Source organism: Brevibacterium sp. (assembly GCF_052105255.1).
Taxonomy (GTDB): Bacteria; Actinomycetota; Actinomycetes; order Actinomycetales; family Brevibacteriaceae; genus Brevibacterium; species Brevibacterium linens_B.
Genome location: NZ_JBQDYQ010000036.1, coordinates 18,251 through 31,406, shown reverse-complemented (window position 1 = coordinate 31,406; position 13,156 = coordinate 18,251). Strand labels below are relative to the sequence as shown.

Sequence of the window (13,156 nt, the reverse complement as noted above, 5' to 3'; positions counted from 1 at the left end):
GGGTGCGCCGGCTCGAATTCGCGTGGGCCGGTGACCGCGGTGCGCTCATCGTCCGTGGTCGGCCCACCGCGCAGGTCCTCGACGCAATCGAAGCCTGGCTGCCGACCTCCTTCTCACTCCTCGCCGAGGCGACCGGACCGGAGCAGAGTCATGGTCGTGGTCGCGGGGGTCGTCCCCGCGGTCGGGGTCGCGCTCATGCGCCGGCTCCCGCCCTGCGCGTGATCCGTGGAGACCACACCCTGACCGAAACGGTCGACGGTCGTGACTTCGCCGTCGGCGCCGACGGCTTCTGGCAGGTCCATCGGGATGCGGCTGCACTGCTCAGCTCGGAGGTCGTCAGAGCACTGCCTGCCGAGGTCGAGGCGATCACCGACCTCTACTGCGGGGTCGGGCTCCTCGGCATCACTGCTGCCCGGGCCACCGGAGCGCCTCTGTTCGGAGTCGAAGGGGTGGAGACAGCCATTGCTCATGCTCGAGACAATGCCGCCGATCTCGAGTCCCGATTCCTCGCTCTCAGCGTGGATCGAGCCCGACTGCCCGATTCGGACGTCATCATCCTCGACCCGCCACGGGCGGGCGCCGGGAGGAAAGCTACCTCGGCGATCATCGAATCAGCGGCGAGCACCGTGGTCTACGTGTCCTGTGACCCGGCCACGCTGGCCCGGGACCTCGCCGCTCTCACAGGCGGGGGATTCGCGGTCGAGAGCCTCACCGGATTCGACCTCTTCCCGCTGACCTCGCACCTGGAGACCGTGACAGTCCTCAGGCGGTGACTGAGCGGTGACCTCAGGCGGTGACCGGGCGGCGGGGGAGGAGGACGAGCGCGATGAGGGCGATGAACGTCGTGAGGAAGCCCCACAGCCCCCACCAGCCGCTCGACCGGCCCTTCTCCTTCGCGAATGAGCTGCAGACGACGGCGAAGATGATGCCGACGAGCAGTGCGCCGAAGCCGAATCCGGCGCCTAGGATGAACGGATCCATGGGATCTCCTCGGTGGTGACACGCTGGTGCGACGCCTCGTGTGACTGTGCTTCTCAGGCTGGGCCGCCAGGCCCGGCCACGGCCCTGGTGATGCCCGCACGAGGACGTGCGGAAAACTCGATCGAAGGGCGCCGTTCCTCCGTGTGCCATGGTGGTCAAAGCCCCTCAAATGCGATAGAATTTATCTTGACGTCAAGATACTTTTGGAAACATATGTGTCGCGTAAATCGGTGCGCGATGCAAGGGTCCGACCGTCGAGTCGGACGGGCCCGGTTTCGTGGATGAGTATCGGATGAAACAGGAGAATCACGATGAGCAACGTCGATACGTTCAAATCGAAGAGCACCCTGACCGTAGGCGATAAAGATTACGAGATCTATCGTCTGGACCAGGTCAAAGGGTCGGAGAAGCTTCCCTTCAGCCTCAAGGTGCTGTTGGAGAACCTGCTGCGCACGGAAGACGGCGCCAACATCACTTCGGAACATATTCAAGCCCTCGGCAGCTGGGACCCCAATGCCGAACCCGATACAGAGATCCAGTTCACCCCGGCCCGCGTGGTGATGCAGGACTTCACCGGCGTGCCCTGCATCGTCGACCTCGCCACCATGCGCGAAAAGGTCGTCGAGCTCGGCGGCAACCCGGATCAGGTCAACCCGCTGGCTCCGGCCGAGCTGGTCATCGACCACTCGGTGCAGATCGACCGCTTCGGCACCGCCGACGCCGTCGAACTCAACATGGACATCGAATACCAGCGCAACGGTGAGCGCTACCAGTTCCTGCGCTGGGGCCAGACCGCATTCGAAGACTTCAAGGTCGTGCCTCCGGGCATGGGCATCGTCCACCAGGTCAACATCGAGCACCTGGCTCGCGTGGTCATGCCGCGCGAGGTCGACGGAGTCCTCCGGGCCTACCCGGACACCCTCGTCGGCACCGACTCGCACACCACGATGGTCAACGGCCTCGGTGTGCTCGGTTGGGGCGTCGGCGGCATCGAGGCAGAGGCCGCCATGCTCGGCCAGCCCGTGTCGATGCTCATCCCGCGCGTCGTCGGCTTCAAGCTCACCGGTGAGATCCCCTCGGGTGTCACCGCAACCGACGTTGTGCTCACGATCACCGATATGCTGCGCCAGCACGGCGCCGTCGGCAAGTTCGTCGAGTTCTACGGCAAGGGCGTCGCCGAGGTGCCGCTGGCCAACCGCGCGACCATCGGCAACATGAGCCCCGAGTTCGGTTCGACCGCCGCGATCTTCCCGATCGACGAAGTGACCATCGACTACCTCAAGCTCACCGGCCGCTCGGATGAGCAGATCCAGCTCGTCGAGGACTACGCCAAGACGCAGGGACTCTGGCACGATCCGGAGAACGAAGTCGAGTACTCCGAGTACCTCGAACTCGACCTGTCCACCGTGGTGCCTTCGATCTCCGGACCGAAGCGCCCGCAGGACCGTATCGAGCTCTCCGACGCCAAGAACCAGTTCGCCAAGGACATCCACAACTACGTCGCTCCCGGCGAGGAGTCGAAGTCCGTGGACGTCAGCACCGCCGACGGACGCAACTTCGAGCTGGCCAACGGTGCCGTGGCGATCGCGTCGATCACCTCCTGCACCAACACCTCGAACCCCTCGGTGATGATGGCCGCCGGCCTGCTGGCACGCAATGCCCGCAAGCGCGGACTCAACTCGAAGCCGTGGGTCAAGACCTCGATCGCACCGGGGTCGAAGGTCGTCACCGAGTACTACAACAAGGCCGGCCTCATCGAGGACCTCGAAGCGCTGAACTTCTACATCGTCGGCTACGGCTGCACCACCTGCATCGGCAACTCCGGTCCGCTGGACGCGGAGATCTCGAACAGCATCCAGGACAACGACCTCTCGGTCACCGCAGTTCTGTCGGGCAACCGCAACTTCGAGGGCCGCATCAGCCCGGACGTGAAGATGAACTACCTCGCTTCGCCTCCGCTGGTCATCGCGTACGCCCTGGCCGGCACCATGGACTTCGACTTCGAGAACCAGCCCCTGGGCAAGGACGCGCAAGGCGTCGACGTCTACCTGGCCGACCTGTGGCCTTCGCCTGACGAGGTCGAGTCTGTCATCGCCGATTCGATCTCGACCGATATGTTCGACAACGAATACGGTCGCATCTTCGACGGTGACGAGCGCTGGCAGCAGCTCGACACCCCCGAAGGCAAGGTCTTCGAGTGGGACGACGAGTCGACCTACGTGCGTAAGCCCACCTTCTTCGACGGCATGGGTCTCAAGCCCGAAGCCGTCAAGGACATCAAGGGCGCCCGCGTGCTCGCGAAGCTCGGCGACTCGGTGACCACCGACCACATCTCGCCCGCAGGTTCCTTCAAGGCCGACACCCCGGCCGGCAAGTACCTCATCGAGCACGGCGTCGAGCGCAAGGACTTCAACTCCTATGGCTCGCGCCGCGGCAACCACGAAGTGATGATCCGCGGAACCTTCGCGAACATCCGTCTGCAGAACCAGCTCCTCGACGGAGTCCAGGGTGGCTTCACCCGCGACTTCTCGCAGGAGGGCGGACCGCAGACGACGATCTACGACGCCTCCGTGAACTACCAGGCCGCAGGCACCCCGCTGGTCGTCCTCGGTGGCAAGGAGTACGGCTCGGGATCCTCGCGTGACTGGGCTGCCAAGGGCACGAAGCTGCTCGGCGTCGAGGCCGTCATCACCGAGAGCTTCGAGCGCATCCACCGCTCGAACCTCATCGGCATGGGCGTTCTGCCGCTGCAGTTCCCCGTCGGTGAATCCGCTGATTCGCTCGGACTCGACGGTACCGAGATCTTCTCCATCGAAGGCGTCACGGAGCTCAACGAGGGCACGACCCCGGCGACCGTCAAGGTCACCGCCGAGAAGGCAGACGGCACGAAGGTCGAATTCGACGCCGTCGTCCGCATCGACACCCCGGGTGAAGCCGACTACTACCGCAACGGCGGCATCCTGCAATACGTGCTGCGTCAGCTCGCAGAAGCCTGATCGCAGGAGACAGGGCCTGAGCGGCGACTTCGCCGCACCAGGCTGAGCTGTGAGTCTGCGACTCGCGGCAACCGGTTCGCGCTGAAGCGCTGAGCCGAAACTGGTCGAAGGCCGGTGGGATTCTTCCCACCGGCCTTCGTCGTCCCCGGATGCGTGCGACGGTGCCGTTGATCGAGCATCCCTCACCCGTCGCGTCCGACAGACGGTTCGGCATCCGTCACCGTTCGTGACAGATCACAACACAACAGATCACCTCGTTGCAGCGGTGCGCTGTGCGGCGGACGGTGAGGGGTGCATTCGCAATGGGGCGAATTGCCGGCGCCGAGGCGGTGTGACGGGAAGGCTGAGGGCCACTGAAGCGCGGAGATATGCTGCGAAGGGTGAGGGGCACTACAGCGCGGAGATATGCCGCGAAAGGTGAGGTACGCACCGGTGAGCGATAGGATGGGCCGAATGGAATGTGTCCGCCATCGATGTCGTCAGAACTGAGGCCGCATGACCTTTCTCGAATCCCTCGGCTCGCCGGCCGATCTGCGTCGACTCGACGCGTCGGAATGCGACGTGTTGGCCAAAGAGATCCGCGACTACCTCATCACGACCGTGTCCGGCACGGGCGGACATCTGGGCCCCAACCTCGGCGTCGTCGAACTGACCATGGGCATCCACCGCACCTTCGACTCGCCGCGGGACACCATCATCTTCGACGTCGGCCACCAGACGTATGTGCACAAGCTGCTCACCGGCCGCCGCGAAGAGTTCTCCACCCTGCGGCAGCGCGGCGGGCTCTCCGGCTATCCGAGCCGGTCCGAGAGCGATCATGACGTCGTCGAGAACTCGCACGCCTCGGCCTCGCTGTCCTGGGCGGACGGCATCGCCAAGGCCCGCCAGCTGAAAGGCGAGGTCGACCGCCACGTCGTCGCCGTCATCGGCGACGGGGCCCTGACCGGGGGAATGGCGTGGGAAGCGCTCAACACCATCGCCGCCGACACCTCCACCCCGCCCAGGCGGCTGGTCATCATCGTCAACGACAACGGCCGCTCCTACGCCCCGACCGTCGGCGGATTCGCCGCCCACCTCGACGAACTGCGCACCACTTCGAGCTACGAGAGGCTCCTGACGTGGGGCAAAGAGACACTCCGCCAATCCGGCCGACCCGGTCGCGCCGCCTACAGCGCCATCCACGGCGTCAAACGCGGACTCAAGGACATGGTCAGCCCACCCGAGACCGGAATGTTCGACGAACTCGGCATCAAATACCTGGGCCCCGTCGACGGACACGATCAGTCCTCGGTCGACAAGGCCCTCCAGCTGGCCAAGCAGTTCGACGGCGGTCCTGTCATCGTCCACATGATCACGCAGAAGGGCCACGGATTCGACCCGGCCGTCAACGACGACGCCGACCAATTCCACTCCGTCGGCGTCATCGACCCCGTGACAGGCAGGTCGACACCGTCGAAATCGACGTCATGGACCTCCGTGTTCGGCACCGAGATCTGCGCACTCGCCGAGGAACGCGAGGACATCGTCGCCATCACCGCCGCCATGCTCCTGCCCGTGGGACTGGCCAAATTCGTCGCGGAGTTTCCCCACCGCGTCTTCGACGTCGGCATCGCCGAACAGCATGCGGTCGCCTCCGCCGCGGGTCTGTCCTACGGCGGTCTCCACCCCGTCGTGTGCATCTATTCGACGTTCCTCTCCCGCGCCTTCGACCAAGTGCTCATGGACGTCGCCCTCCACCGTCAGGGCGTGACCTTCGTCCTCGACCGCGCCGGAATCACCGGCCCCGACGGAGCCAGCCACCACGGAATCTGGGACATCGCGATGCTGCGCGTCGTCCCCGGACTGCGCCTGGCCGCACCCCGCGACGCCGCCCGGCTGACCGAAGAGCTGCGCGAAGCCGTCACCGTCTCGGACGCCCCGACCGTGGTGAGATTTCCCCGCGGCAGCGTCGGGGCCGATATCCCCGCGCTGAGGCGGCTCGACGACGGCGTCGACATCCTCCGTGAGGCGCCGGCCGGGTCGAAGCCCCATGTGCTCATCGTCTCCGTCGGGCCCTTCGCCACGTTGGCCGGTGACGTCGCCGACCGTCTGGCAGAACAGGGATTGAGAGCGACGATCATCGACCCCAGATGGGTGCTGCCAGTGCCCGCATCCATCATCGACCTCGCGGCCGACCACAGTCTGGTGGCCGTCATCGAAGACGGAGTGAAGATCGGCGGTGTGGGTTCACAGGTCCGCTCCGACCTGCGCGAAGCCGATTCGCGGATCGGGGTGCTCGAACTCGGCGTGCCCGACGAGTTCCTGCCGCAGGGGACCCGTGAAGAGATCCTCGCCGAGGCGGGCCTCGACGTCGACACGATCGTGTCCGAAATCCTCAAGGCCCTGCCCGCGGAGGTGGCCGATCGAGCCGATCAGAGTTCCCGCCGCGCGGTGTGAGTTCTGGCCGGGGGGGAGCCCCGCCAAGGCCTTCTTCAACACGGGAGCACTGAGCTCGATCTGCCAGGGTCGGGCTCCGGCCTCGGCGAGGTAAGCCTCGACATCGACGCTCGACTCTGCGGCCAGCGACTTCACGATAGCCGGCTGGAGGAGCACATCGTGGGGGATCGTCAGCTCTTCGGAGAGCTCCGACATCGCGGCTTTGAGCGCCGCCACCCGCTCCTTGACTTCCGCCGGGTTGAATTCGCTGCGTTTCGGCCGTCCGCGCTCGGACCGTCCCGGCAGCTCTTCGACCCCCAAACGGGAAGCCTTGCGGTAGGCACGGAAGAGTCGGGCGGCCTCGGCGCGGGAGAGTCTGCGCCACTGAGCCAGGATGTCGTCGCTGGACTTCACACCCGACTGTGCGAGAGCGACGAGCTCACGATCGCGCAGGATCTTCGTAGGCGCCAGATCGGCCTCACGGGCCATGGAATCCCGGGCCTGCCAGAGCTCGCGGACCCGGGCGATGTCGCGGCGGGACCTGATCTTCGACAGTCCATGCGTGCGTCGCCACGGCTCATCGAAATGCTTCGGCGTGAAATCGAGCAGGTGCGCGAACTCCTGCTGCGCAAACTCCCATCGGTCCGAATCGAGAAGCTGCTGGTGGAGGATATCGCGGATCGGCAGGAGCACTTCGACGTCGAGGGCGGCATAATTCAGCCACTCCTTCGGCAGCGGACGCGTCGACCAATCGGCGGCCGAATGCTCCTTCGCCAGACGCACGCCGAGGGTGCGTTCGGCGACCGCGGCCAGGCCGAACTTCTCCCACCCGAGCAGCCTGGCGGCCAACTCGGTGTCGAACAGGGCCGCCGGGCGCATTCCGCGCTCCTGCAGGCACGGCAGGTCCTGCGTCACCGAATGGATGACCCACTCGTCGGAGCCGAGAGCCGGGTTGAGGTCGCTGAGGTCACCGAGCGTCTCGGAATCGAGGAGGAAGGTGCCAGCCCCTTCACGTCGCAGCTGGACGAGAAAGGCCCGCTGCCCGTATCTGATGCCGGAAGCACGTTCGGCGTCGATGGCGATCGGTCCCTCGGCTGCAGCCAGACTGGCGATCGAGGTGGAAAGGTCCTCTGGTGTGTCGACGACGTCGGGGATGCCGTTCGCCGGTGTTTCCAAAAGCGGTAGTTCAGATGTCATCGACGGCGCCCGGGCAGGGCTGTGACTCCTTCAGGAAGTGGTGGCAGTCCGGCGACTGTGCTGAGCAGATCGATCCAGGCCTCGAAGTGATTGCCGATCAGATCCGGCTCGTCAATCACGGGTGTCCACGAGGCGCGCAGCTCCAAGTCTATCGTGGCCGGGCGATCGGCCAAGGTGCCGAAGCTCTCCGACAGCACCCGCGTGGTCGTCCCGCCGGCGGCGAGCACTTGGCAGTCGTTGGAATCGAGGGCATCTTCGAGCCAGCTCCATGCCACATGCCCGAGCATCGTCTCATTGCCGAGTTCGTGTTCGAGCTCGGCCCGAATATAGGAGACCACCCGGAACGACCCCTCCCATTCCTCCGGGGCGGCGGGATCGTAGAGGACGACGATGCGGCCGGTCGCGAGTTCGTCGATGGTTTCGCCGCTGGCCCGCAGGAACGTCTCATCGGCGCTGACCTCGGCACCGAGAGCATAGGAGTAGGGGGCCAGTCTCGCCGGGGCGGGAATCTCGGAAATCGACACGTTGTTCGTGCTGCGCGCCTGACGCAGCACCGACGTCACGGCGGAGAACTCCGCCGGAATGCGATTGAGAGGTGAGGTATTGACCACAGTTGCCACGATAGATCAGCCGTGCGGGCAGAGGAATCATCCACGCCGAGGCGGCCCCGGACATTCCTGCGGCCCGTGTCCTCGGCCGGATGCTGAGACGGCAAGACGGCCCGTCTTGAAACCGCCGTCGAGTGGGCATGAGCGATCGAAGAATGGGAAGATGGCCCCATGACATCACCCCTGTTGGCTGCCCTGCGTTCGGAGCCGGTTTCACACACTCCCGTCTGGTTCATGCGGCAGGCCGGCCGCTCCCTGCCTGAGTACCGCAAGCTGCGCGAAGGCACCCAGATGCTCGATGCCTGCCGCGACCCCGAGATGGTCTCCGAGATCACCCTCCAGCCGGTCCGCCGCCACGGCGTCGACGCGGCCATCTTCTTCTCCGATATCGTCGTCCCGCTCCAGGCCGCCGGAGTCGAGCTGGAGATCGTCCCCGGCGTCGGCCCGGTCATCGCCTCCCCCGTGCGCTCCCGCGCCGATATCGACGCCCTGCCCGGTCTCGATGCCGCCGACATCCCGGACATCGCCGAATCGATCCAGCGGGTGACCGCCGAACTCGGCGAGGCCACCCCGCTCATCGGCTTCGCCGGTGCTCCGTTCACCCTGGCCAGCTACCTCATCGAGGGCGGGCCGAGTAAGAACCACGAGAAGACAAAGTCGCTCATGGTCTCCGACCCTGAGGCGTTCTCGGCCCTGCTGAGCAAGCTTGCGCAGATGTCGGCGACCTTCATCGACGTGCAGCTGAACGCCGGTGCCAAGGCCTTCCAGCTCTTCGACTCCTGGGCCGGCTACCTGGCTCGGGAAGACTACGAGAACCACGTCCTCGAACACTCCACCGCTGTCTTCGACGCATTGACCGGACACGACGTGCCCAGCATCCACTTCGGCGTGCAGACCGGTGAGCTGCTCGGCTCCATGGCACAGGCCGGATCGACGACCGTCGGCGTCGACTTCCGCGTCGATCTCGCCGATGCCGCCACTCGCGTCAATCCCGGTCAGGCACTCCAGGGCAACCTGGACCCGGCCCTGCTCTTCGCCCCGTGGGAGGCGCTGTCCGCCCGCGTCGAGGCGATCGTGCGCAAGGGACTCGAACTCGACCGCGGATTCGTCTTCAACCTCGGCCACGGCGTCCTGCCCGACACCGACCCCGACGTGCCCGGACGCGTCGTCGACCTCGTCCACCGCGTCTCGGCCGAGATCCTCGGCAGCCGCGGCTGATCGAATGACTCGGATCACCGTCGTCGGCGGAGGGATCTCCGGCCTCGTCGCCGCCTATCGTCTCTCCGCCGAGCACCAAGTCACAGTGCTGGAATCCGGCGACCGCCTCGGCGGCTGCCTGAAGCCGACCACGCTCAATGGTGCCGTGCCGGTGGGCATCGACTCGGGAGCCGAAGCGAGCCTCAACCGGCGTCCGGAGACCAAGAGCCTGGCCGTCGAACTCGGCCTCGACTCGGTGTTTCCCTCGGCTCAGCACAGTTCGCAGGTGCTCAGCAGGGGAGACCTGCACGCGATTCCCAAACGGACGATCATGGGGGTGCCCGCCGAAGCGGCCGAGGTCGAATCCCTCATCGGCGCCGAGGCGGCCGCTCGCTTGGCGGCCGAACGGATCACCCCGGCGATCGAGGGTGATGACGTCTCGCTCGGAGACTTCCTGTCCGAGCGCCTCGGCGGCGCCATCGTCGACGACCTCGTCGACCCGCTGCTCGGTGGGGTGTACGCGGGCCGCTGCCGGGACCTGTCCCTGGCCGAAACGGTGCCCGCGCTGCTGCCCGCCGCGGTCGAGGGCACCTCGGTGCTCGGCCTCGTCGCACGGCTCCTCGCCGACCGCGACGCCCAGACCGCGTCGGCAGGGAATCCGGAACCGGTGTTCATGAGCGTCGAAGGCGGAATCAACCGCCTCATCCCGGCCCTGCACGAGGCGATCGTGCTGGGCGGCGGGACGGTCCGCCTCGGTGCTGGTGTCACCGGGATCGACCGTGACGGTGAGAGGTGGACCGTCCGCGGTGAGGGCGACGACATCGAATCCGATGGGCTCGTTCTCACGACGCCCGCGCATGTGACTGCCGGGCTGCTGAGGTCGGTGGCCCCGGAGTCGGCGAGCCGCCTCGGCGAGATTCCCTATGCCTCCACCGCCTTGGTCGCCGCTCTCGTCGATCTCGGGGGAGTCGAGCTGCAGGGTTCGGGGTTCCTCGTGCCTGCGACCGAGGACACGTTCATCAAGGCCTCGACATTCGTGTCGAACAAATGGCCGTGGACGACTGCTCACATCCCCGCGGGGACGGCCCTGGTGCGGATGAGCATCGGACGCTTCGGCGACGGGCCCGAGGTATGGAGCAGGTTCTCCGATGAGGAGATCGTCGGACGCGCCTTCGCCGACTGGCAGACGATCACCTCCCGTCCGGAGTCGCAGCTGCTGGGCTCGGAGGTTCAGCGCTGGGACTCCGCGCTGCCGCAGTACCTGCCCGGCCACGCCGGACGCATCGCCGCCATCGACGCAGAGATCGCGTCGCTGCCCGGCCTCGAACTCGCCGGATCCGCCTATGGGGGAGTCGGCATTCCCGCCTGCATCGCCCGCGCGGACGCTGCGGCCCGGAGACTGAACCGACCTGCAGACGACCACCGTGACACTTCAGAATGAAGAGAAGACAGAAGGAGCAGATATGAGCGAATACACTCAGCCCACCGACGCCCAGATCGAGGAAGCGAACGAGCAGACGCGGTATATCGCCTACTCCGTCTTCGCCTCTGCCGGAGAACTCGGCGATGCCGACCGGAGAGAACTCGCCGATGAGCTGCATGCGGCTCTCGAGCCCCTGGCCGAACGCGGCCTCATCGTGCGCGGAATCTACGACGTCTCCGCCCTGCGCGCCGATGCCGATGTGATGTTCTGGTACCACGCTCCCGAGATCGAAGTCGTCCAGGCCGCGTACTCGGCGATCCGCCGCAGCCTGATCGGCGGAGTGCTCGAACCAGTGTGGTCCGTCGTCGGAATCCACCGCCCGGCGGAGTTCAACAAGGCGCACCTGCCGGCTCTGCTGACCGATCCGGAACCCGGCGATTACATCTGCGTCTACCCGTTCGTGCGGTCTTACGACTGGTACCTTCTCGACCCCGCAGAACGGGCGACGATGCTGCGCGACCACGGCGTGGCCGCCGCCGGGTACAAGGACATCAAGGCGAACACGATCGCCTCCTTCGCACTCGGTGACTACGAATGGCTGTTGTCCTTCGAGGCCGCCGAACTGCACCGCATCGTCGACCTGATGCGGGACCTGCGCAACACCGAGGCGCGCCTGCACGTGCGCGAAGAGGTTCCGTTCTACACCGGACCGCGGCGCGAACTCGTCGACATCATCTCCGACTGGCGCTGACCGAGCGCCGTTGACCCGGCCGGGATTGAGGCAGAGAACAGGTCGCCCGGCCGGGACGGAGGCAGCGAGAACGAGACAGCGAGAAAGGGCCGCTGCACCGAATCGGTGCGGCGGCCCTGCGCATGGTCGGGGAGCGGCCGGGGGCTACCTGCTGCCCTTCTTCACCACATAGGAATGGCCGTTGGCGTCGGTGCGCATCTCCAGCCCCATGGCATCGAGCTGCTGGTGCCGCAGCGTCTCGTCCTCGAAGTATCCGCCGGGGCGAGTGTTGTCGACCTGCGCCGGTCCGACGATCTTGCGGAAGAAGTTGTTGAGCCAGCCCACTCCGCGCTGGGACTGCGGATACTGGTTCTTCTTCCGTGCCGAGTTCTTCTGCTTCTTGTCCTGTTTCCGGTTCGAACCATCGGGGGAAGGCTGCGAGGCGGACGACATAGCGAGGATCCTATCGACGAGGTGCGGCGTGGGCGGGGACTGGGCAGGTTTCACCTTTAGTGTACACTAACCATTAGTGCACTAAGCAATCTTCTAAGAGTGTGCACGCACTGATACCCGACGCGGAGGATCGACGACACACGATGCTGGAATCCGAAGGTTCGACGGAGCCGCTGGACAACCCGCTGGCGCTGGAAAGCCAGATCTGCTTCGCTCTGGCGGTGGCGTCCCGCGGGGTGATCGGCGCGTATCGCTCCGTGCTCGAACCCATCAGTCTGACGCACCCGCAGTATCTGGTCATGCTTGCGCTGTGGCAGCACGAGAAGCTGCCGATGCGCGAGATCGCTCGCTTGCTGCGACTCGAACCCGCCACTGTGTCCCCTCTGGTCAAACGCCTCGAAGCGCTGGACTATGTGACGAAGACGCGCAGCGACAGCGACGAGCGGATCGTCGAGGTCACCCTCACCGACACCGGCCGTGAGCTGCGCAAGACCGCCGAGGCGATTCCCGGGACGATGATGGCCAAGCTCGGCATGGACGTCGACGGAGTGCGTGAACTGCATGCGGTGATGCAGAAGATCATCGCCTCCGTCGATGCCGCCGAGGGCGAGGGCTGATCGGTCAGCCTGCCGGGCGCTCCATGGGGGTGTGCTCGATCCCGTCCTCGTCGAAGCGCGGACCGTTCGGGGCGAAGCCGAGCGACGAGTACAGCCGGCCGAGGTGTGACTGCGCGTTGAGGGTCAGCGGGGCAGTCGACCAGGCGTGGACGATGTCGCTGAGCACTTGGCGGCCCCACCCCTGACCACGGGCGTCGGGGTGGGTGGCGACGCGACTGATGCTGCGTGCTCCCGGCCTGGCCGCCGGTCCATCGGGCAACTCCGCCGGCAGCAGACGGGCATAGGCCCATGGCGAGAGGTCGCGTCCGTGCTCGGCGCCGTGAGTGTCCGACATCGCCGTGGCCGGTCGCGGGTAGAAGAAGTGCAGGGTCTCCGGCAGTGAGTCCACCCCATCGGGGTCGAGGAACACGCACTCCTGTTCGACGACGAAGACTCGGGAGCGCAGCTGCAGAATTCCGTAGAGCTCCGTGGGCCTGAGCTCGTCGAAGGTCTTCACGACGAGTTCGGTCGCCTCGGTGCTCTGAGCGTCCGTCGCCACC

The 13,156-nt window shown here is 66.1% G+C and carries 11 protein-coding genes and 1 pseudogene; 7 read left to right on the top strand and 5 right to left on the bottom strand.

The annotated features are described in order from the left end of the window. On the top strand, positions 1–773 hold a 773-nt coding region (locus tag ACTIIH_RS10870; RefSeq protein ID WP_441451734.1), incomplete at its 5' end, for a class I SAM-dependent RNA methyltransferase. A 13-nt stretch (positions 774–786) separates the two neighbouring features. Here the strand turns inward: ACTIIH_RS10870 and ACTIIH_RS10865 are convergent. Next, the gene (locus ACTIIH_RS10865; protein ID WP_441451733.1) at positions 787–981 is read right to left on the bottom strand and encodes a hypothetical protein; all 195 of its coding nucleotides are present in this window, start codon (positions 979–981) and stop codon (positions 787–789) included. A gap of 311 nt (positions 982–1,292) precedes the next feature. Between ACTIIH_RS10865 and acnA the strand changes: the two genes are divergently transcribed. After that, complete coding sequence (gene acnA, locus ACTIIH_RS10860) at positions 1,293–3,977, top strand: aconitate hydratase AcnA (RefSeq protein ID WP_441451732.1); 2,685 nt, start codon at positions 1,293–1,295, stop codon at positions 3,975–3,977. A gap of 495 nt (positions 3,978–4,472) precedes the next feature. After that, complete coding sequence (gene dxs / locus ACTIIH_RS10855; RefSeq protein WP_441451731.1) at positions 4,473–6,413, top strand: 1-deoxy-D-xylulose-5-phosphate synthase; 1,941 nt, start codon at positions 4,473–4,475, stop codon at positions 6,411–6,413. A 36-nt stretch (positions 6,414–6,449) separates the two neighbouring features. On the opposite strand, the pseudogene ACTIIH_RS10850 reads toward dxs, so the two are convergent. Both ACTIIH_RS10850 and ACTIIH_RS10845 read right to left on the bottom strand, forming a co-directional pair. Then, positions 6,450–7,589: pseudogene (locus ACTIIH_RS10850) on the bottom strand (HRDC domain-containing protein); the annotation flags it as partial. Next, positions 7,586–8,200, bottom strand: coding sequence for a DUF3000 domain-containing protein (locus ACTIIH_RS10845; protein WP_169252443.1), 615 nt, complete (start codon positions 8,198–8,200; stop codon positions 7,586–7,588). The pseudogene ACTIIH_RS10850 and the gene ACTIIH_RS10845, both read right to left, overlap by 4 nt. 168 nt (positions 8,201–8,368) lie before the next feature. Between ACTIIH_RS10845 and hemE the strand changes: the two genes are divergently transcribed. From hemE to hemQ, 3 genes are read left to right on the top strand one after another with little or no spacing between them, the layout of a single operon-like run. Beyond that, entirely contained in the window at positions 8,369–9,415 is a 1,047-nt protein-coding gene (gene hemE / locus ACTIIH_RS10840; protein ID WP_441451730.1) for a uroporphyrinogen decarboxylase, read from the top strand. 4 nt (positions 9,416–9,419) lie between these two features. After that, positions 9,420–10,835 (top strand): protoporphyrinogen oxidase, encoded by a 1,416-nt coding sequence (gene hemG / locus ACTIIH_RS10835; protein WP_441451729.1) that lies wholly within the window; start codon positions 9,420–9,422, stop codon positions 10,833–10,835. A 22-nt stretch (positions 10,836–10,857) separates the two neighbouring features. Then, entirely contained in the window at positions 10,858–11,568 is a 711-nt protein-coding gene (hemQ, locus tag ACTIIH_RS10830; protein WP_441451728.1) for a hydrogen peroxide-dependent heme synthase, read from the top strand. Between the two features lie 144 nt (positions 11,569–11,712). Here hemQ and ACTIIH_RS10825 read toward each other — a convergent pair whose 3' ends face one another. Further along, complete coding sequence (locus tag ACTIIH_RS10825; RefSeq protein WP_441451727.1) at positions 11,713–12,000, bottom strand: hypothetical protein; 288 nt, start codon at positions 11,998–12,000, stop codon at positions 11,713–11,715. Positions 12,001–12,143: 143 nt separating this feature from the next. On the opposite strand from ACTIIH_RS10825, the gene ACTIIH_RS10820 reads away from it, so the two are divergent. Further along, positions 12,144–12,617 carry a MarR family winged helix-turn-helix transcriptional regulator gene (locus tag ACTIIH_RS10820; protein ID WP_441091642.1) on the top strand — a complete coding sequence of 158 codons (474 nt, stop codon included), beginning with the start codon at positions 12,144–12,146 and terminating at the stop codon, positions 12,615–12,617. 4 nt (positions 12,618–12,621) lie between these two features. Here ACTIIH_RS10820 and ACTIIH_RS10815 read toward each other — a convergent pair whose 3' ends face one another. Next, positions 12,622–13,155, bottom strand: a complete 534-nt coding sequence (locus ACTIIH_RS10815) for a GNAT family N-acetyltransferase (RefSeq protein ID WP_441451726.1) — start codon at positions 13,153–13,155, stop codon at positions 12,622–12,624. Position 13,156: the final 1 nt, after the last annotated feature.

Excerpts from the sequence above, each read along its gene's own strand:
- hemG (WP_441451729.1), top strand. The coding sequence starts at position 9,420 with ATGACTCGGATCACCGTCGTCGGCGGAGGGATCTCCGGCCTCGTCGCC.
- ACTIIH_RS10820 (WP_441091642.1), top strand. The coding sequence starts at position 12,144 with ATGCTGGAATCCGAAGGTTCGACGGAGCCGCTGGACAACCCGCTGGCG.
- ACTIIH_RS10825 (WP_441451727.1), bottom strand. The coding sequence starts at position 12,000 with ATGTCGTCCGCCTCGCAGCCTTCCCCCGATGGTTCGAACCGGAAACAG.
- ACTIIH_RS10865 (WP_441451733.1), bottom strand. The coding sequence starts at position 981 with ATGGATCCGTTCATCCTAGGCGCCGGATTCGGCTTCGGCGCACTGCTC.
- acnA (WP_441451732.1), top strand. The coding sequence starts at position 1,293 with ATGAGCAACGTCGATACGTTCAAATCGAAGAGCACCCTGACCGTAGGC.
- dxs (WP_441451731.1), top strand. The coding sequence starts at position 4,473 with ATGACCTTTCTCGAATCCCTCGGCTCGCCGGCCGATCTGCGTCGACTC.
- hemE (WP_441451730.1), top strand. The coding sequence starts at position 8,369 with ATGACATCACCCCTGTTGGCTGCCCTGCGTTCGGAGCCGGTTTCACAC.
- hemQ (WP_441451728.1), top strand. The coding sequence starts at position 10,858 with ATGAGCGAATACACTCAGCCCACCGACGCCCAGATCGAGGAAGCGAAC.